This window comes from Rhizobium oryziradicis (assembly GCF_001939045.1).
GTDB classification, from domain to species: domain Bacteria; phylum Pseudomonadota; class Alphaproteobacteria; order Rhizobiales; family Rhizobiaceae; genus Allorhizobium; species Allorhizobium oryziradicis.
The window spans coordinates 186,969-206,785 of sequence record NZ_MKIM01000020.1 but is presented as its reverse complement, the minus strand read 5'-3'; the positions used below and the strand labels follow the sequence as shown (position 1 = coordinate 206,785).

Here is a 19,817-nt window from a genome sequence, read left to right as displayed (position 1 = left end):
AGGAGGTTTAACATCACAGGTATAAACAAGCATTTCTCACTGCGGCGATCAGATGTGTTCTGCATAATGCCGCGAAGACAAAGATGGATCTTTGCGGATCTTCGACACAAAACCAGATGAGGCCCGCGTGTTCAGCCTGATTGTTTGCACCGTAGATCGAAACGACCACATCAAACGTTTGTTTGCATCCTTACAGCAGCAAAGTTTTCGCCAATTCGAGGTGATCTTGGTGGACCAGAACGTGGACGACCGGCTGGTGTCGCTGATCGAGCCCTTTCGCGCCCATTTCCCTATTCGCCATCTTCGCGCCGAGCGAGGCCTGTCAAAAGCACGCAATGTTGGCATAGGTGCTGCGCATACCGAGTTCCTTGCTTTTCCCGATGATGATTGCTGGTATGAGCCTGACACGCTATCCAACGTGCACCGGCTTTTCACCGATGACCAACGACTAGACATTGCCACTGGCCGCACGCTTGATGCGCAAAACAGTCCCTCTGTCAGCCCGACCGGCGAAAGCCAATGCACGGTTACCCGCGACAATTTTCTGAGTTGTGGCAATTCCAACGGCATTTTCATCAAGGCAAGTCTTCTAACCTCCATTGGTGGCTTTGATGAACGGCTTGGCGTTGGTGCGCAAACACCTTTCCAAAGCGGCGAAGAGGCCGATATCCTGTTGCGGGCAATCGCATATGGGGCAAAACTCATGTATTTTCCGCAGCTCATTGTTCATCATGATCAAGTGGTTGCCCATGACAACCCAAAACGGATAGAGCGCGCCGCGAAATATGGCGCAGGCTTTGGTGCCCTTTTGCGCAAGCATCACTTTTCCCTGCCCTATCTCGGCTGGCGCATCGCACGTCCGTTGATTGGCTCCTGTCTGGCGCTGGCCCGGCTGAATATCCGGGAAGCCCGGTATAAATGGGCGTGGTTATCGGGCATCTGGCGTGGTTATTGGGGCTGGTAAACGGGCGAGACAACACGCTCGCCCGAGGCCTTGCGGTAAAGCTCAATATAGCGCTGTGCCACCCGCTCCCACGAATAGCTTTGGGTGGCGGTCTGCACATCGAGCCGCAGATTGGCATTGTTTGAGAGCGCGTCATAGGCACGCAGGATGTCATCGGCGCTGGCCTGCGGATTGGCAAAATCGGCCAGATGAATGTCCTTGTGCTTGGCGGCCAGCGCCGCATAGGCATCATTTTGGTTCAAGACCGGCAAGAGACCGGCACTCATGGCCTCAACAGCCACCAGCCCGAACCCTTCATAGGCGGATGCCGAGGCAAAGAGCGAGGATTGCGAAATCAAGTGCTTGAGCGTGTCATTGTCCGCCGAGACATGCAGGCTGACATGTTGGCGCAAGCCGTTTTTATCAATCAAAGCGTTAACATCGGAGACGGAGAGATCAGACGGCGACCCGGCAATATCCAGCCGCCATTCTGGATCGTGCGCCACCAGCGCCGCCATCATCTCCAGCATGCGATCCAGCCGTTTGTTTTCGGAAAAACGGCCTATGGTGATCATCCGCTTGACGGGGGTGCGCGACGAGAGATTGGCGAATTTTTCGGTATCAACACCGTTTTCCACCAGCACGGAATGCTTTGGCTGGATGGTGCGAAACAAGGCAAGATCAGAGGCGCTGCAACAGGCAATGGCAGCATAGGCGCTGGCCGACAGCCGTGTCAGCGTTTGAAACCAGATTTTCTTGATCCGGGCATATTTGCGGGTGTGAAAAAAGCCGCCATGGGTGGTGGCAACCATGGGCGCACCATGCATGAAACGGCCAAGCGCCAGCGCATCAAAGAAGAAATCCACCCCATGCACATGCACAAGATCGGCATCCGTCAGATGGCGAAACACAGACAAAGCAAGGGGGTAGCGACTGCTGCCGTGATAGGGAATGCGCACAACTTCGACGCCATCAATCACTTCAAATGCCACAAGCTGTCTCACCGGGTTGGAAAACACCCGATCAAGCGTAACAACACGCACGCGAAACCCGCGTGCGCAAAGAGCACGGCTGAGATTGGAGACAACATCTTCCAAGCCGCCCTGCGCGGGCGGGTATTGACGCACCACCTGAACGATCAGCGGTGCCGCAGGTGGTGCTGGCACCTGGACCGATTTACGTGCGCCGATGATCATCCGAACACCTCCGCTGGTTATGTCCCCACCACTTGGTTAGAGTGCCTTGAGAGAATGGTAAAGCAACTTCTGAAAAACCGTTCTAATAATGCACAAACTCGTAAAGAAACGTTATTAACACTTGCCAAAATCACATCTCGTTAACCACAACATGCCATTTTAACGTATCGGACCAAGAAGCGAGAACCGGTTTTTGGACACATCCGATGCGCATACAAAAAGGAAACGATTGTTGGCCTAAGCATGTCCGGCACCGCATGACGTTATAACACGTCTTCAAAAGCGCTTGGCTTTGAGAGACGAACTGGCGGACCTCCTTGGTCCTGAGCATGAAAATGGATATCGACATTTTTCAAATCCCCGGGATCTTGCGACGGCGCTGGCAGTATCTGGCCATCGGTGCCGTGGTGTTTGCAGCACTTGCCCTGGTCTACGCGCTCAGCCTGAAGCCGGTTTACATATCCTCCACCCAGATTTTGCTGGACCCGCGTGGCCTGTCCGCCAGCGCCAGCGACAGCCGCCCGTCGGGCACATCTGTGCAGGTTGATCCCGCCAGTCTGGACAGCCAGATCTATGTGGTGCTTTCAAGTGCCGTGCTCACAGAAGTCATCAATCGGCTGGATTTGACGCAGGATCCGTTTTTCAAGGCTCCCCAGCCGTCTGCGCTTGTGGATAAGGACACCATTTTGGATGCCACCATGGCGGCGCTGATCAAACACATCAAGGTTGAGCGTGAAGGCCAGTCACTGATCATGTCGATCACGGTCGACCATCCTGTGGCCAAAAGTGCCGCCGATATCGCCAATATGGTGGCAACCGTTTATCTGAAACAGCTTGATGAAGCCCGCGCCGACGCCGCACGACGGGCCAGCAACGCGTTTCAGGCACAGGCCAGCGAATTGCGCGACCGTGTCCGCAAGGCTGAAACAGCGGTTGAGACCTTCAGATCCGCCAATGGTTTGGCCAACACCGGCAGTACAGGGCTGGTGATTGATCAGCAATTGGCTGGCCTGAACCAACAGCTGATCGCGGCCCGCGGCGTTGAAGAGCAGCAGCAATCGATTTACGACCAGACCCGCAATCTCACCCTCAGCGCCGTTCAGGCAGGCGGCATTCCCGAGGCCGTGCAATCGAGCACCATGGGCCTGTTGCGCGATCGTTATGTGCAATTGCTGGACCGTCAGGCCGAGGCGCAGACCAGCCTTGGTGCCAACCATCCCCAGCTTAAAGCCATCAATTCACAGGTCGCAGCCATGCAGCGCGCCATTCAGCAAGAACTGGATCGCTTACGCCAATCCGTGAAGGCCAGCTATGAGCGTGCGGTTGCCAATCGCCAATCCCTCGAAGAACGCCTGAAAAGCTTGACGCAGAGCAGTTTTGATAGCGGCGCGCGACAAATCAAGCTGCGGCAACTGGAAAGCGAAGCCGATGCCGTGCGCACCATTTACAAGGCCTTCCTCAACCGCGCCGAAGAGTTGAGCCAGGAGCAGACGATCTCCATCAACAATTCGCGTATTATCACCCCGGCCATCGCCGTCAAAAAGTCGGTCACGGTGCTGAAAATCATGATCCTGGTGGCCGCCACCCTGTTTGGCCTGGCCTTCGGCAGCGCCCTTGCCATCTTGCGCGAAATGCTCTCCTCACACCGCAGCACACCGCAGCAAGCGCTTGCGCAACCAGCGCAGCCGAGGGACACGCCGCAGCCCCAAGCCAAGGCCTTCACCGCACCGGACATCGCACCCGCTTTCGATGAAAGGCCGATCAAAGCGGATGGACCGCCGCCACCTCCTGCTCTGGCAATTTCGGATATTCCCATTATTGCCGATGGGCGCGCGCAGATCCGACCAGAACGCAGTTCGCCGATGACCTGGATCAAAGCCATCGGCAAACGGTTTGTCTCTCCGATTGCGTCTACAGATGGGACGTTGAGGACCAAGCCTACGGGCCATTTTACCCCCGATCATCCGGCCCCCAATCGCCTGGCCTATGACCACGCTGTCGCCAGCACCACGCGCTTTTTGCTCGATTGTGGCGAAGGCCATGGCCGCATCAGCATTGCCTTCATCGCAGCCGGACATCCGGCCGCATCCGCATTCATCGGTGACGTCGTGCAAAAGCTGATTGATCGCGACCGTGGTGTGCTGCTTGCCTCAGGTGCGCTGCAATCTTTGCGCTCATCTGCGCGCGCCACCTCATCAGCCGCCAAAGGCAGGCCAAGCCTGATCACGGCATTGCATCAGGTGGATGGCGACGACGCACCCTATGCGCCTTTGCCGCAGACCCTGCGGTATGAGCGGCTGTCTTTGCCGCGGACGCAATCTGTGCAAACCCGCCCGACCTCAGCTTCCAGCACGCCTTATGCACGCCCCACCTATTCGCGTTTTGTGGAAAAAAACCAGCAGCAACTCACCGATTTCATCATCATCAATGCCTGCGGCACCGAGCCCGCCCTGCACCAGCAGGCAATTGCTGCTGAAACCGACATCATCCTGCTGCTGACCACCGATCACACGGCAGACGTGGCGGCGGCGTTCGACCAAAACCTGAAGACACTGGGCGATGATGCTCATAAAATCCTGGGTCGCATTCTGCTTGAGGCCGCCTGATGACGGCCGGGACGTCGTCAGAGCACGTCGCGCAAACCAGCCTGTTTCAATCAGGTCTTGCGTCTTTTGCCATCATTGGCGGTCTGGTGCTCAATCTGTTTTTGTGCTTCGTCAACACCCGCATCATGCCGGTCAGCGACACCCATGTGATTCTGGGTGAAATGACCATGCTGGGCTCGGCTTTTCTTCTGGCAGCCGATCGGCGCATCGGCGTCTACATCACACTCACCGTTTTCATCACCTATATGCTGATGATTTTTTCCTTGCGCGGCGAGCTTGATCTCAAGGCACTGCGCGATGTGTTCATTCCCATTGGCTTCTATTTCATGGGTCGCAAGCTGGGCGATGTGCGCCTCACCGATCGACTGGTGGTCGCCTCCGCTCTGATCGTGCTGCTCTTTGGCCTTTACGAATACCTGGCACTGGACAGCTACCTCGATTATTTCAACGTGCTTGGCTATTACATTGCGCGTGGCACCGTGAGCCTGCAAGACAGCTTTGGCCAAACCCGTGGCCTGTTCATTTCCGGCATTCGGCCCGAACCCCGCACACTCCTGCCCTTTTTAGGCGCGCATCGCGTTTCCTCGGTGTTTCTGGAGCCGGTCTCTGCCGGCAATTTTGGCGTTATCATTTACGCCTGGGCGCTGTTTCGGCCCGGCATGCGATGGCGTTTTCTGGTCATCGCGCTGGCTGCAATCGGCATTGTGCTGGCCGATGCCCGTTTTGGCTTTTTCACCTGCATTGTCATCACAGCCCTTTTGCCCGTCTATCGTTTCATTCCCAAAACGGTCTGGCTAGTGCTGCCCTTTATCCTGCTGGCCGGCATTGCCGCCTATGGCATGATGATTGGTGCAGCAGGCGGCCCCAATGACGCCTCAGGCCGTCTTAAAGTCACTGCTGCCATTCTCAATCATCTCGATTTTCAGGTGGTGCTGGGCTCAAAGGCCACCGATATTTTCACCGCAGATTCGGGCATTTCCTACACCCTCACCAATTTTGGCCTCTTTGGCTTTATCGGCCTGTGGGCCGCCTTTGTGCTCTCGCCGATGTTCGATGCCAAAGCCTGGGTGTTTCGAGGCATGATGATTGTCTATCTGGTGCTGCTGATGCTGATCAGCAACTCCTTCTACTCCATCAAAACAGCCGCTCTGATGTGGTTTTTAATCGGCACATCCGATGTTGCGGCGTGGGCTACACTGACAAACTCTAGAATTTCTCCAGCGCCGGACACGTCGAGGAAGACGCCGAAAAATCCATGAGATAGGGTTTCAAGCCCGCCAGTTGTGGACGATCGCCCGCAGGGCCTGGCTGAATATTCAACGGCTCTTTTGGCGACCACCAATCCCCCGCCACCCAATAGGCCCAACCAACCCAGAGATCGCGATTGGCCTCCACCACACCGGTCATCTCTTTGATGGCCTTGACGCAGGCGGGATCGCCGCTTGCGCCAAACTCACCGAGATAGCCGCGCTTGCCATTGGCTCTCAGCCATTTGGTGACATTTTCAACACCAGAAATCGCAGCAGCGGCACCGCTGCATTCCGCTTTGGTGCCGGAAAAATCCGCATCGAAATATTGATGAACTTCATAAGCGTAATTGTTATCAGGATCGGCCACACCCAGCATGACCACACTGTTGGCACCGCCGGGCATATCCTTTTGCCAGCTATGAGCACCGGTCCACGAAACACCCGGCACCAGCACCAGATTTTTGGCACCAGCCTTGCGGATCGCGGCAATGGCCGCATTGGCCACCGGCAACCATTGCGTCGCGGGCATATCAAATGGCTCGTTCATCAAACCAAAAACGATAGCCGGGTCATTGGCATAGTGGTGGGCCAACTGGCCCCAGAAATTGGCAAGAACATCCACAGGCACCTCTGCCGTGTTGACGAACTTGCCTCTATATTGGCCAAAATTATGCGGATCGAGCACCACATTCATGCCAGCCGCTTTTATGCGCGACACCGCATCATCCAAAAGCTTAAGCTCATCAGAACGCAACGCGCTCTTGGCGTTTAGCTGAAGACGTTCCCACTTGAAAGGCAGGCGCACCGAGGTGAACCCTTTTTCGGCAAAATACTGGATGGTTGCATCGCCGGGATAGGTGTAATCCTTATTGACCACGCCGCCCAATTTTCCAAACTCGGCACCGGAAAGATTAATGCCCCGAAAGCACCCCTGCCCCGCGTGTGCGGGCAGAACAGACAGCGCCGCCATGCAAGCCCCCGCCATCACCCGACGAAGAAAATGCTTGAGCCGTCGCTTTTTGCTTGTCGCCATAGGCATGCCCTCTTATTGACACGGCACGCTCCAGCGCCAAGCGTCTTATAAAACGCACACACGGCACTGTAAAACTCTAAATTGACTTCACAATTGCTGAACAAGGCGGCGGATTGATCAAGGATACGCGTGTTTTGACGCATTCACGTCCTTTATACTTTCGCACGCCAGTCTTTTGTTCATGCATCGATCCAAACGCGGCTTCAGCCTCCGTTTGAAGCGATGCACGCTGGCGCATGGCGTATAGCGTGCGGGAGAACGAGCGCGAAATTATTTCATCTGCGGCTTGGCGCGCCGCTTTACGAAGCGTGTCAGAGCGCATAGGTGCGCTATTGCGTAGTTCTTCAAACCGGAATCGGCTTAAAGAATGATGCAACATTTATAGAGCGAGAGCGAAACTTTGAGCGCCACATAGAGCCCAGGCCGCTTTGAATGACACGATTGCGCTTTGCAGTTCGATCAGGCTTACATATAAATGTATACATTTCAGGAGAAGTCATGAGATACATGGTTCACTCCTTGAGGAAAGAAGCGGGCCGAAAAACTCGGCTAGAGAGAGGAAACACCAGATGTCGACATATGTTTTGACCGTATCCTGCACATCATCTCGCGGCATTGTTGCCGCCCTTTCCAGCTATCTGGCTGAAAATGGCTGCAATATCATCGATAGTTCGCAGTTCGATGACCTTGGCACCGGAAAATTCTTCATGCGCATCAGCTTCATCTCGGAAGAAGGTGTTCGCCGCGAGCAGCTGGAAGCGGGCTTAACCCCGATTGCCGAGCGCTACAAAATGCATACAGAATTCTACGATGATGCCCAGCGCATGAAAGTGTTGCTGATGGTGTCGCGCTTTGGTCACTGCCTGAACGATTTGCTCTATCGCTGGAAAATCGGCGCTCTGCCCATCGATATTGTTGGTGTTGTTTCCAACCATTTTGATTACCAGAAAGTGGTGGTCAATCATGACATTCCGTTTCACCACATCAAAGTCACCAAGGAAAACAAGCCGGAAGCCGAGGCCAAGCTGCTGGAACTGGTCAAGCAGAGCGGCACCGAGTTGATCGTGCTGGCACGTTACATGCAGGTTTTGTCAGACAATTTGTGCAAGCACATGTCGGGCCGCATCATCAACATCCACCACTCTTTTCTGCCAAGCTTCAAAGGGGCCAACCCTTACAAGCAGGCCTATGAGCGCGGCGTAAAGCTGATCGGCGCAACCGCCCATTACGTCACAGCCGATCTTGATGAAGGTCCGATCATCGAGCAGGACGTTGCCCGAATCACCCACGCACAAAGCGCTGAAGACTATGTTTCCATCGGTCGCGATGTCGAAAGTCAGGTTCTGGCGCGGGCTATTCACGCCCATATCCATCATCGCACCTTTATCAACGGCAATAGAACAGTGGTTTTCCCGGCCAGCCCCGGCTCTTATGCATCTGAAAGAATGGGCTAATAAAGCATAATCTTAGCCGCAGTCACAATTCAGGCGCTTATTGCTGCTGGTATTTCCAGCTCCACCATGCTGTAAGATGGGGTGGGGCAAGACCGGTGCGAGACAGAATAATGCTGAAGTTTTAAAGTGCTACAGCGCGCGCGTGTGCACCATATAAGGTGCATGGCGCTGTAGACGCCTGCTATCACTCTGATACTCTCCCGTGAAATTGATCTCGCGTTTGTCAGAAAAACGGGCACCGGCTTTGCCTGACAAACGACAGCAAAAGAAGCCAGTGTGGAGGCCGCTCTGATGCCGAATACCGTTTTGTTTCAACGCACCGAACTTGCGCGTCCTCTGGCATCACTGAATGATGCCGCCGCTTTGCTCAAACAGCATTATGGCCTTGAAGGCTCCATCAAGGAACTCGGCAGCCAACAGGATCGCAATTTCCGCATTGAAACCGAAGCCGGTCGCTTTGTGCTGAAAATCGCGCGCGTCGAATATGCGACACTTGAGCTGGAAGCACAGAATGCCGCGATGCGTCATCTCGCCAAATCCGAATATCCATGGAAAACACCGCAACCGGTCTGCGCGCTCACCGGTGAAGAGGTGCTTCCAGTCACCTTGGGTGATGAACAGTATAACGCCCGTGTGCTGACCTATCTGGACGGGCTGCCGCTCAGCAGCCGGAACTATTTCTCCCCGACAACCATGCATGCGATTGGTACGCTATCAGCACAGGTCGCACTTGCGCTCAGCAATTTCGAACATGCGGGTCTGGAACGTGATCTGCAATGGGATTTGCGGCGCGCAGGCCCCGTTGCCTTGCATCTTCTGTCGTCGGTAAACGAGCAGAAACGCCGCGACGACGTCGCCAAAGCCATGGTTCTATCCATGCGCTACATCAATCCTCTTATGGACGATTTGCGCGTTCAGGCCGTTCATCACGATCTGACCGACGACAATATTGTCGGGGAATTGGACGCCGAGGGGCGCCTTGTTCCCAATGGCGTGATAGATTTCGGCGATCTTATTTCCGGCTGGCTGATTGGCGATCTGGCTGTGACCTGCTCATCCTTGCTGCATCATACGGATGGCAATGTCTTTGCGATCCTGCCTGCCATACAGGCTTTCCACGCCGTTTTTCCGCTCAACGAGGCCGAGATTAAAGCGCTCTGGCCGCTGGTGGTGGCCCGCGCCGGTGTGCTGGTTGCCAGCAGCGAACAGCAATTGCAAATCGATCCTGACAATGACTATGTTTCCAACAATCTGGAACATGAGCGGGAAATTTTTACCCTCGCAACATCTGTTCCTTTTTCCGTCATGGAAGTGGCCATTCTGTCTGCTCTTGGCCATCAATGGCCAAAGGAACACCCTGTTCTGGGACGGCTTCTGCCGGATATCGCTCCCGAATCCATCAATCTCACCGACCTGTCCACGACAAGCCCCGATCTGGAAGAAGACAATTGGGCTGATCCACAGATCGATTGGAAGTTGCTGGCAAAGGCGGCAAGCGATACCGGCTCGGCCTCGACCCGCTATGGGGAGCACCGCCTCTCCTATACGCGCCTGCTGTCGCCGCGCCCGCCAGCAAATTTTCCGCTGCATATTGATGCCTGCTTGCCAGCCGCCGCCCAGGCCGTCGTACCCTTTGACTGCCTGTTGAAACGCACCAACCAGCACTTCATTCTGGTCGGGGCCGATCTTGCCTTGCATATCCATGGGCTGGAGTGCCAACTGGATGATGGTACCGAGCTCAAGGCAGGCGACGCGCTTGGCCGTATTGCCGGCGCAGAAGGCTCTGTCGGCGGCCTTCGCCTGCAGCTCTGCCGTGATCTTGATCTGATGCCGCCTTTGTTTGCGCGGCCCGATCATGCCTTTGCCTGGCAGCGGATCTGCCCCTCCCCGGCAGCCTTGTTTGGCGTTGATCTTGATGCCGCCCCTGTGCAGACAGACATTGCCCTCAAGCGCCGTCAACGCCATTTTGCCAGCCCGCAAAAGCACTATTATGCCAACCCGCCGCAGATTGAGCGCGGCTATCGCGAGCACTTGTTTGACACAACCGGCCGCGCCTATCTGGACATGGTCAATAATGTCGCAACCGTAGGCCACGGCCACCCTAGGCTTGCCATGGCTGCCAAAAAGCAATGGTCGCTGCTGAACACCAATTCGCGCTTCCACTATCAAGCGGTGGCCGATTTCTCCGAGCAACTCGCAAGTCTTGCCCCGGAAGGATTGGACACTGTTTTTCTGGTCAACAGCGGCTCTGAGGCGGTTGATCTGGCCATCCGGCTTGCCTGGGCAGCAAGCGGCAAGCGCAATATTGTCAGCCTTCTGGAAGCCTATCACGGCTGGACCATGGCCAGCGATGCCGTATCCACCTCGATTGCCGATAACCCCCGCGCACTGGAAACGCGGCCGTCATGGGTGCATCCCGTGACCGCGCCCAACACCTATCGCGGCGAATATCGAGGACCGGAGAGCACCGACGCCTATGTGGCGGCTGTCGAGCGCGCCCTTGTGGCAATGGATGAGCGCGGCGAAGGCCTCGCCGGGTTCATTGCCGAGAGTGTGTTTGGCAATGCCGGTGGCATTTTGCTGCCGCCGGGATACTTGCAAGCGGTTTATGCCATGGTCCGCGCGCGCGGCGGGATTTGCATCGCTGATGAGGTGCAGGTGGGCTATGGCCGCCTGGGCCATTATTTCTGGGGCTTTGAAGAACAAGGCGTGGTGCCGGATATTATCACCATTGCCAAGGGCATGGGCAATGGCCAGCCGCTGGGGGCCGTCATCACCAGCCGGGCCGTGGCCGAAGCCTTTGAACAGGATGGCTATTTCTTCTCGTCTTCCGGCGGCAGCCCCGTGAGCTGCGTCATCGGCATGACGGTGCTGGAGATTATGCGTGATGAAAATCTGATGGAGAATGCCCGCGAGGTCGGCGATTTTCTGAAGGGAAAACTTGAGGATCTTGCAAACCAGCATCCCCTGGTCGGGGTTGTTCACGGCATGGGGCTTTATCTCGGACTGGAATTCGTGCGTGACCGCGACAGCCGCGAGCCTGCCACGCACGAAACTGCTGCCATTTGCGAACGATTGCAGGATCTTGGCATTATCATGCAGCCAACCGGTGACCACTTGAATGTCTTGAAAATCAAGCCGCCCCTTTGCCTGGACTATGAAAGCGCCAACTTTTTTGTCGCCATGCTCGACAAAGTATTGTCAGAAGGGTGGTGACAACGAAGGCCGGTGCCAATCAGAACGGATTGGCACCAACGGGAGCTTTGGTCCGAAAAGTGGAGTCCACTTTTCCCTGACAAACTCTAGAAAGCCGTAAATGTCATGGTGGTCAGCGAACGCACAACACCCGGCACCGACGAGATATACTGGTTGACGAATTTACCAATATCCTGCCCCTCTTCGATATAGACCTTGATCATCAGATCATATTCACCAGAGGTTGAATACAGTTCAGAGACAATCTCGGCCTTGTAAATTGCGTCGGCCACCTCATAGGTCTTGCCAGGAACACATTGCAGCTGAACAAAAATCGGTTTCATAAGATCATTCCTAAAGCATGTCGCATTTCATTGTTCTCAATGACACGCTACTGCATAATTCCTTAAATCGGAATCGATTTAAGGAATTATGCAGCAGATTAAAAGTGTTACAGCGTCCTTTGCGCGCCATATATGGCACACGGCGCTGTAGCGTACATGCTGCACAAGAAAAGATAAAGCGGACTGCAGTGAAGCCGATGACCCGGCCAACATGCGATGCAAATAATCGCGCGGCCAACAAAAACGGCACCGAAACCATCATGGTCAGCAGCGCCGTTACCGCGTAGCGACATCATGTCACCGAAACTGCGGTGTTAGCATGTTAATCAATTATAAACTAATAGTCGACCCATCCCTGAAATTTTTGCGGGTTGCTCACAGATTATCTTACAGCTTTGGTCCGAAAAGTGGGACCCGGCTTTCGGACAAATCCGATGCGAAAACAAAAATCTAGCGCACCGCGCCGATTTCGAAATTCGGCACGGTGCTGTCGTGATCGTTCTTACATTACGGTACCGCTGAATTGCGCGGGCCGTTTTCTTTGGTCTGGTCAGCTTGCCCGGCGCATGGATTGCGCCATGCCGCGCAATTGGTCTTGATGGCTGGCGGTCGAAATCCGAAAGCCCTGAATAAGCTGCAACAGATCGCCAGTGTCATTGGCCAGCACCTCGGCAGAGGCCGTGGTCTCTTCCGCCATGGCAGCATTTTGCTGGGTAGTCGTATCCAGCTGGTTCAGGGATGCAGAAATCGAGCGCATGGTGGTGTTCTGCTCGGCCGCACTGGCGGCAATGCGGGCCACCACGTCATTGGCCTCGGTAATCTGGCCAGAGATGCGTTTTAAGGCTTCGCCGGTTTTGCCCACCAGTTGCACACCCTCATTGACCTGTGCCGAAGAGCGGGCAATCTGATCCTTGATTTCCTTGGCTGCCGCCGCAGAGCGCTGTGCCAGTTCGCGCACTTCTTGCGCCACCACCGCAAAGCCCTTGCCGCTTTCGCCAGCACGCGCTGCTTCAACACCCGCATTGAGCGCCAGAAGGTTGGTCTGGAAGGCAATCTCGTCAATCACGCCAATGATCTTGGTGATCTCTTCCGAGGATTTTTCAATGCCGCTCATGGCCTCAATGGCGTGGGCCACAATGCCATCGCTCTGCTGCGCTTCCTTGCTGACCGACTGCACCCGGTTTGCCGCTTCACGGGCCCCATCGGCAGTTTGGCGAATGGCGACTGTCAATTCATCCAAAGCAGCCGACGTTTCTTCCAGATTGGCAGCCTGCCGCTCGGTGCGCGTTGCCAACTCGCCAGACGCTCTGCGGATTTCTTCCTTGCTGACGGCAATGTCATTGCCTTTGAGGCTCACACGCCCCATCGCTTGCTCCAGCTTGGTCAATGCATCATTGAAATTGTGGCGCAGGTCTTCGTATTTGCGACCAAGATCGTCACAACGCACGGTAAGATCACCATCTGCAAGCCGTTCCAGCGAAACGCCGATGGTGGACACAGCATGGGCTTGCTCACGGGCTTCCAGCGCCTGACGATCGATATTTTGCTGGCGCTCGCTGTCCAGTTCGCGTTGCTGTTCATGCTCACGCAGTGCCATGGCGTGGCGCTCGCGCACTTTTTCCTGCAAAGCCTGCGTGGCCTTTGCCATCATCCCAATTTCATTGCTCATGTCAGCATGAGGGACTTCAAAGCTGGTATTTCCATTGGCAACCTGATCAAGAGCGCTGCGCAACCGATTGAGAGAACCTGTAATGCCCCGAATAAGCCAAAAGGCAATCGCCAGCGAAAAGATCAAGACAATGGCGGCGGCAATAAGCACCTTGTTGGTGCCCGATTGCACATAATTCTGCAAATCATCCAGATAGGCACCTGTGCCAACCATGACACCCCACGGCTCGAAAGCCAGTCCATAGCCGACCTTCGGAAACACCATTTCAGGAGGTTGCGTTGGACGCGTCCAATAATATTTGGTCCAGCCGCCACCCTTGCGGCCGACATCAATCAGATCAGCAATCAGCCGCGTGCCAAATTTGTCCGCGGTGTTGATAAAATTTTTGCCGACGCCTGCCTGATCGGGATAAGCGAGACGTGTCCCGCTGTAATCATAAGCGAATACATAGCCATCAGGATTATAGCGCATGGCCGAAATGGCTTGAAAAGCCAGCGCTTTGGCCTGCTGTGTATCCAGCTCGCCTTTGATCTCTTTTTCGTGGTAAAATTTCAAAACAGACAAGGCGCTTTCCGCCATGATCCGCTGCATGTCATATTTTTGATCATAAATATTCTTGCTGGATGTGCTGATTTGATAAAATAGAACAACGGAAAATCCGAAAACGAGAATTCCAACAACCGAAAAGAGTTGCCAACCAATGCGAATTTTTTTCATGAGCTCCCCTCAATGCACTGGCGAGAGCTATAATTTGACATCGTTAAAAAACACTAATGGCCACAACCAAAAATTTTCTCTACGCTCGCAGCTTGCATGCCCAGATCAAGCCCAGATCCGGCCCAGAGCAAGCATAGAAAAATGTGCATTATTTTCGGGCCATGTTTCCGGCAATGTTTCCGGGCCATATTTTCAGGTTGGATTTTAGGTTGTGCCACGGCAGATTATTACTTGAAATTTTTATTCAAGTTTAATATCGAAGACTGTGTTAATGGCCTCGACCACCCCCATGCCGGTGACGACGCCTGAAATCAATTTTCGTCTGGAAGGATGTCTCATGGCGTCGCGCTGCTCATCTCGGCTCATTCATGCAGGTCTTGCCCTTTTGATCGCGGCTGGCACCCTGTTGCCGCCGCTCACTGTTGCGGCCCAGCAAATGCCTGCCACATCACAAGCGGCAGAAACATCATCCTCCCCTGCGTCGAACGAAACCACACCCGCACAGACCGCAGCGACGGGAATGGAGACAGACGCCACACCGCAGGCACGCGCTGACATTCCGCACAATTTATCGCCCATCGGCATGTTTATGGCCGCAGACTGGATCGTTAAAGGGGTGATGATCTCGCTCGGCCTTGCCTCTGTGGCGACATGGACCATCCTGATTGCCAAAGCCTTGCAACTGACCACCGCCAAGGCGCAGGTGCGTCGCGGCCTTGTGGCTCTTCAGCAGGCGCGGTCGCTGCATCAGGCGGCAATGAGCCTTGAGAAACACCGCGGAACCGTATCGATCATGCTGACCACGGCCGTCCATGAATTAAAACTTTCAGAACCGGCCCTCGATTATGCGGGCAACGACGGGGTAAAGGAGCGACTGTCTTCCGCTCTGTCCCGCATTGAGGTGCGGGCCGGACGCCGCATGACAGCCGGCACGGGCGTCTTGGCCACCATTGGCTCCATTGGTCCTTTTGTCGGTCTGTTCGGCACGGTTTGGGGCATTATGAATGCCTTCATCGGCATTTCCGAATCGCAAACCACCAATCTGGCCGTTGTTGCCCCGGGCATTGCCGAGGCGCTTCTGGCAACGGCCATCGGGCTTGTTGCCGCCATTCCGGCTGTGGTGATTTACAATGTGTTTGCCCGTGCCGTGACCGGTTATCGCCAGCAGCTGGTGGATGCAGGTGCTGCCGTTGAGCGCCTGCTCAGCCGTGATCTCGACTTTCGCAAGGTGCCCGCCGAGGTGCGCGCCGCCCGTCTCAAGGTGGTGACGGAGTAAGACCATGGCAGGCGGAATTCGTGAACAATCCGGTGACGATCTGGTCGAAAACCACGAAATCAATGTCACCCCTTTTATTGACGTCATGCTGGTGCTGATGATCATTTTCATGGTTGCGGCTCCCTTGGCCACGGTTGATGTCAATGTTGATCTTCCAGCCTCGAGTGCAGCACCTGCCAAACGGCCGGACGAGCCGATCTATCTGACATTAAAGCAGGATTTGAGCCTGTCTCTGGGCAATGACGTGATCAGCCGCGAGGGTTTGCCCGGCGCGCTGGAGCGGCTGGCAAAGGGCAACAAGGATGCACGGATTTTCCTGCGCGCCGATAAATCTGTGGGCTACGGCGACTTCATGACCGTGATGAACCTGCTGCGCGATGCCGGTTATTTGAAAATTGCGCTGGTGGGGCTCGAGACAATGCCGCAAGCGACATTCAGCGAGACGACCGCCCCGGCGCAAGCTCCGAGCACTCCATGAAAACCGGCATTGACGCGAAAAGCAGCAACCTTGCTGCAACAGATATCCTGCTGTGGACAGTTGCGGGCGTTCTCGCATTTGCCGCCCATGCCGGTGCTGTCGTGCTTTTGATGCAAGCGCCGGTGGAGGTAGCAGGTGTCAACGAGCCACCAGCCGCCATCATGATTGAAATGGCGGCCGAGCCGGAAGCCACCAATGTCGATGAAAACCAGATTACCCCTGACCAGCACGATGCACAGGAGGTAAAATCGGAAAGCGTGACGCCGCCGGTGGAGCCACCGCCGGAACCAGTGGTTCAACCGCAGCCGCAGCCGGAACCCACGCCGCCCGTGCCGGAAAAAATCGAGGAACCGCCACCGCCGATCACACCGCCGGTGGAGGAAAAGCCCGAACCTGCGCCTGAGCCGCCACCTGTGGAACAACAGGCGACGAAAGAGCTCGACAATGTCGCAGTTCCGCTGCCTCTTGTTCGGCCACCTGAACCGAAGATTGAGCAAAAGCTGGCAGAAAAACCCAAGCCAGCCATCAGAAAAAAAGCGCCACCACCACCAAAGGCCCAAGCCGCCACGCAAGAGGCAAAGGCAGAAGTGAAGCAATCGGACAGAACCGCTGCGAAAACCACCAGTTCTGGTCTGTTTTCATCATCGGTAACGCCTGCAAAATGGCAGGCGCAGTTAAGTTCCTATCTTCAGCGGCGCAAACGCTATCCGCGTGAATCCCAGCGCAACAGAGAAGAAGGCACCGTCTATGCCCGTTTTCAGATCGATGACAGCGGCAACGTCTTGTCGGTTTCCATCACCCGCTCCTCGGGTTTTGCCGCTCTGGATCAGGCCATTCTGGAGATGATCCGTAAGGCATCGCCCGTTCCGGCCCCCCCACCTGAGGCCGGGAAAACCATTACCGTGCCTTTCAAGTTCAATCTGCGATAAACGAAAACGACCTCCATCAGGAGGTCGTGTTTGTTAAAACCTACAGCTTTTACGCCGCCGTGATCAGCGGTTTTTCGGCCTTGCGGCGGTAGCTCTCGGCTTGCGCCATCATCAAAGGGCCAACGCCCTTGATGTCATCATCATTCAGCGCTTCAGAGAGATAATAAGCGGGTGTGCCATCGCGATAGACCCCGCCAAAGCCACCAAGACCCGCAACGCAGCAGATGTTGTGCAGCACCATCCGGCCCGCCTCATTGGTGCGCAGGGCATGGTGCTCCAGACTGTGCAAAGCACCAAGACCAATCTCGGCATAGGCCTGCCCCAACCCCAAGCGAGCCGCCTTGAGAAAGGCATAGGCAAACATCGCCGTTGCCGAGCTCTCGGCATAATTGCCGTTGAGATCAGGTTGATCAATCACCTGCAACCAGCGCCCGTCTTTGGTGCGAAGAGCGCGGAGTCGGTCAAAAAGAGCCGTTAGCCGTTGCTGCAAAACAACCTTGTTGGCACTGTCTAGCAAGAGATCAAACAGATCCACCATCGCCATGGCAAGCCAGCCAAGCGCCCGCGCCCAATGGGCGGGGGACAGCCCGGTTTTTGCATCCGCCCAGCTTTGCAGGCGTTGTTCATCATAGCCGTGGCGATAAAGGCCGCTGGCTTCATCGGCGGTCAGATCCAGCGAAATCAGCAATTCGTCCAAGGCATCCCACATCATCAGGGGCTGATTGACCAGCGCACCATATTCGGCCTTGAACGCCAGCCCCATATAGAGACCGTCCAGCCAGACCTGATGGGGATAACGCAATTTATGCCAATAAGGTCCGGCGGCAATACGCGGGTGGCTTTGCAACTGCCGCGCCAGAAGATCTGCCGCCTTGCGATAGCGCTCATCGCCCGTGTGCTGAAACAGGGTGATCAGGGCGCGGCCCGGCAAGATATTGTCGATATTATATTCGGTCAGAATATAACCACTCAACTGCCCCTCGGCATCCACCTGCGCATCGACGAGGCGTTTCAAATGGTCATACCAGCGTGCCTCGCCAGTAGCATCAAACAGAGCAATCAAACCGCGATAGAGGCAGCCATCTTCATAGCACCAGCTGCCGCCCTTATAGGGGGCGTAATCACGGGCGTAAGCATCGAAATAGTCCATCAACGGATCACTCATACGGCAACACTTTCAGGCAGAGATCGATTGGAGGGGCCAAACACGAGGCCGCTCTGGCTGTCGAATTGCGCATACTCGGCAATGATGCCGCCGTGGCGCACCGGCTCAATGTTGCATGCCATCACCGGCACATCAGCAACGGCCTCGGGATCATAAGTGATATGAATAGTCTCAAGCGTGATACCGGTGATCGGCGCTTCCGGCAGGCCAAAAAAGGCGGCAGCCGCCACCGCCACATTATGAGCCACCAGATTGCGCACCGTGATATTGGCAATATGCGGCGTCGTCTCTGTGACCGGCTGCGGGGTGCGGGTTTGCACCGCATCCGATTTGCCGTCCGCGTCGCAGAAGTAAAAGGCGTTGATAGCCAGCGGCGTCAGCACCGCATCCATCACACAGTCTTCCATCACGATGTTTTCCACCACACCGCCGCGACCCCGCCGGGTCTTGATCCGCAAACCTCGATCCGTCTCGCTCAGGCTACAGCGCCGCACAGTCACATTGCGCACCGAGCCACTCATTTCGCTGCCAATCACAACCCCGCCATGGCCGCGCTCCATGCGGCAATTTTCAATCGAAATATTTTCACAAACCTGATCCAGTCCGCCTTTCGGATCGCGCTTACCCGCCTTGATTGCAATACAATCATCGCCCACCGAGAAGAACACGCCCTTGAGGCTGACATCCACGCAGCATTCGGGATCAAAGCCATCGGTGTTGGGCGAAAACGGATCGTTGCGCACAAAAATTCCAAAGGCGCTGATCGCGCGCGATAACACCGGGTGAATGGTCCACGACGGTGAATTGCAAACGGTAATGCCCGACAACGTCACCCGCTCACAATGAGAGATAAACACGGTGCGCGGCCGCCTTGCGCCATCACGGGTTTCTTTTGGCCATGTCCACCAATCGCCCCGGTCGCCGCCGCCATCAATCACCCCCTCGCCGGTAATGGCAAGATCGGTGCAATCCACTGCGGTGATCAGGCTGGCGAAACAGGCCTCAGCCACCCCTTCCCACGTGCCCAGCACACGGGCTTTGTCATCACGGGCTGGCAAAATGGCATAACGGCTGCGATCGGCGATCCCCATCAACCGTGCATTTTTCTCCAGCAGCAAGGTCATGCGGCTTTTTAAAAAGAGCGGGCCGCAAGGCCAGTCGCCAGCAGGCACGCGCAATGTGCCATGGTCAGGCAATGCGTTGATGGCAGTCTGGATGGCGGCGGCATTATCCTCTGCATCACAGCGCGCGCCATAATCGGCAATATCAAAAAGAGCGGATTCAACCGGGGTTGCGAACGCACATTCCGCATCGCCAACGCGCAAGTTATAGTCACGGTCTGGCTCAAGATTGCTGAGCATGAAGACGACATTGTCTGTCTCACCCTGCTGCACCAGCGCACTCTCGCCATCAAACAGCGACCAGCTCACCGTATCCTTCAGCGCATATAGATTGTCCGATGCTGAATACGCAAAACACGCGGTTCGCGCAGTCACCGTCAAACACTGTAAGTCAGCCATGGCCTATCCTTTCTGGAACGGATGCCAAACCGATGATCTGGC

14 protein-coding genes are annotated in these 19,817 nt (G+C 55.6%); 8 read left to right on the top strand and 6 right to left on the bottom strand.

Translation table 11 applies throughout. The features are described 5' to 3' along the window. The first annotated feature begins 127 nt into the window (after positions 1 to 127). On the top strand, positions 128 to 964 hold the full coding sequence (locus BJF95_RS02775) for a glycosyltransferase family 2 protein (RefSeq protein WP_075637947.1): 837 nt from the start codon (positions 128 to 130) through the stop codon (positions 962 to 964). On the opposite strand, the gene BJF95_RS02770 is transcribed toward BJF95_RS02775, so the two are convergent. Beyond that, a complete protein-coding gene (locus BJF95_RS02770) occupies positions 949 to 2,139 on the bottom strand; it encodes a glycosyltransferase family 4 protein (RefSeq protein WP_075637906.1) in 1,191 nt (396 codons plus the stop codon). The genes BJF95_RS02775 and BJF95_RS02770 overlap by 16 nt on opposite strands. 335 nt (positions 2,140 to 2,474) lie before the next feature. Here BJF95_RS02770 and BJF95_RS02765 point away from each other — a divergent pair, with 335 nt between their 5' ends. Then, positions 2,475 to 4,745, top strand: coding sequence for a GumC family protein (locus BJF95_RS02765; RefSeq protein ID WP_175577185.1), 2,271 nt, complete (start codon positions 2,475 to 2,477; stop codon positions 4,743 to 4,745). Next, positions 4,745 to 6,004, top strand: coding sequence for a hypothetical protein (locus BJF95_RS02760; protein WP_075637904.1), 1,260 nt, complete (start codon positions 4,745 to 4,747; stop codon positions 6,002 to 6,004). The genes BJF95_RS02765 and BJF95_RS02760 overlap by 1 nt, the downstream gene beginning before the upstream one ends. Here the strand turns inward: BJF95_RS02760 and BJF95_RS02755 are convergent. After that, positions 5,952 to 7,028, bottom strand: coding sequence for a glycoside hydrolase family 5 protein (locus tag BJF95_RS02755; protein WP_075637903.1), 1,077 nt, complete (start codon positions 7,026 to 7,028; stop codon positions 5,952 to 5,954). The two genes, BJF95_RS02760 and BJF95_RS02755, sit on opposite strands and share 53 nt — an antisense overlap. Before the next feature lie 569 nt (positions 7,029 to 7,597). Between BJF95_RS02755 and purU the strand changes: the two genes are divergently transcribed. Next, positions 7,598 to 8,482: a formyltetrahydrofolate deformylase gene (gene purU / locus BJF95_RS02745; RefSeq protein WP_075637901.1), complete on the top strand. Its 885-nt coding sequence runs from the start codon at positions 7,598 to 7,600 to the stop codon at positions 8,480 to 8,482. A gap of 291 nt (positions 8,483 to 8,773) precedes the next feature. After that, positions 8,774 to 11,698 carry an aminotransferase gene (locus BJF95_RS02740; protein WP_075637946.1) on the top strand — a complete coding sequence of 975 codons (2,925 nt, stop codon included), beginning with the start codon at positions 8,774 to 8,776 and terminating at the stop codon, positions 11,696 to 11,698. An 86-nt stretch (positions 11,699 to 11,784) separates the two neighbouring features. On the opposite strand, the gene BJF95_RS02735 is transcribed toward BJF95_RS02740, so the two are convergent. Both BJF95_RS02735 and BJF95_RS02730 read right to left on the bottom strand, forming a co-directional pair. Continuing rightward, positions 11,785 to 12,021 carry an Lrp/AsnC ligand binding domain-containing protein gene (locus BJF95_RS02735; RefSeq protein WP_075637900.1) on the bottom strand — a complete coding sequence of 79 codons (237 nt, stop codon included), beginning with the start codon at positions 12,019 to 12,021 and terminating at the stop codon, positions 11,785 to 11,787. Between the two features lie 550 nt (positions 12,022 to 12,571). Continuing rightward, the gene (locus tag BJF95_RS02730; RefSeq protein ID WP_075637899.1) at positions 12,572 to 14,407 is read right to left on the bottom strand and encodes a methyl-accepting chemotaxis protein; all 1,836 of its coding nucleotides are present in this window, start codon (positions 14,405 to 14,407) and stop codon (positions 12,572 to 12,574) included. A 337-nt stretch (positions 14,408 to 14,744) separates the two neighbouring features. On the opposite strand from BJF95_RS02730, the gene exbB reads away from it, so the two are divergent. Genes exbB through BJF95_RS02715 form a run of 3 tightly spaced genes read left to right on the top strand, consistent with a single transcriptional unit; the run spans position 14,745 to position 17,090 of the window. Then, positions 14,745 to 15,683 carry a tonB-system energizer ExbB gene (exbB, locus tag BJF95_RS02725; protein ID WP_425348669.1) on the top strand — a complete coding sequence of 313 codons (939 nt, stop codon included), beginning with the start codon at positions 14,745 to 14,747 and terminating at the stop codon, positions 15,681 to 15,683. 4 nt (positions 15,684 to 15,687) lie between these two features. After that, positions 15,688 to 16,161, top strand: coding sequence for a TonB system transport protein ExbD (exbD, locus tag BJF95_RS02720; protein WP_075637898.1), 474 nt, complete (start codon positions 15,688 to 15,690; stop codon positions 16,159 to 16,161). Next, positions 16,158 to 17,090, top strand: a complete 933-nt coding sequence (locus BJF95_RS02715) for an energy transducer TonB family protein (RefSeq protein WP_075637897.1) — start codon at positions 16,158 to 16,160, stop codon at positions 17,088 to 17,090. The genes exbD and BJF95_RS02715 overlap by 4 nt, the downstream gene beginning before the upstream one ends. Before the next feature lie 49 nt (positions 17,091 to 17,139). Here BJF95_RS02715 and BJF95_RS02710 read toward each other — a convergent pair whose 3' ends face one another. Next, positions 17,140 to 18,255 carry a glycoside hydrolase family 88/105 protein gene (locus tag BJF95_RS02710; protein ID WP_075637896.1) on the bottom strand — a complete coding sequence of 372 codons (1,116 nt, stop codon included), beginning with the start codon at positions 18,253 to 18,255 and terminating at the stop codon, positions 17,140 to 17,142. Beyond that, positions 18,252 to 19,775 (bottom strand): polygalacturonase PglA, encoded by a 1,524-nt coding sequence (gene pglA / locus BJF95_RS02705; RefSeq protein ID WP_083638663.1) that lies wholly within the window; start codon positions 19,773 to 19,775, stop codon positions 18,252 to 18,254. The genes BJF95_RS02710 and pglA overlap by 4 nt, the downstream gene beginning before the upstream one ends. Between the last annotated feature and the right edge of the window lie 42 nt (positions 19,776 to 19,817).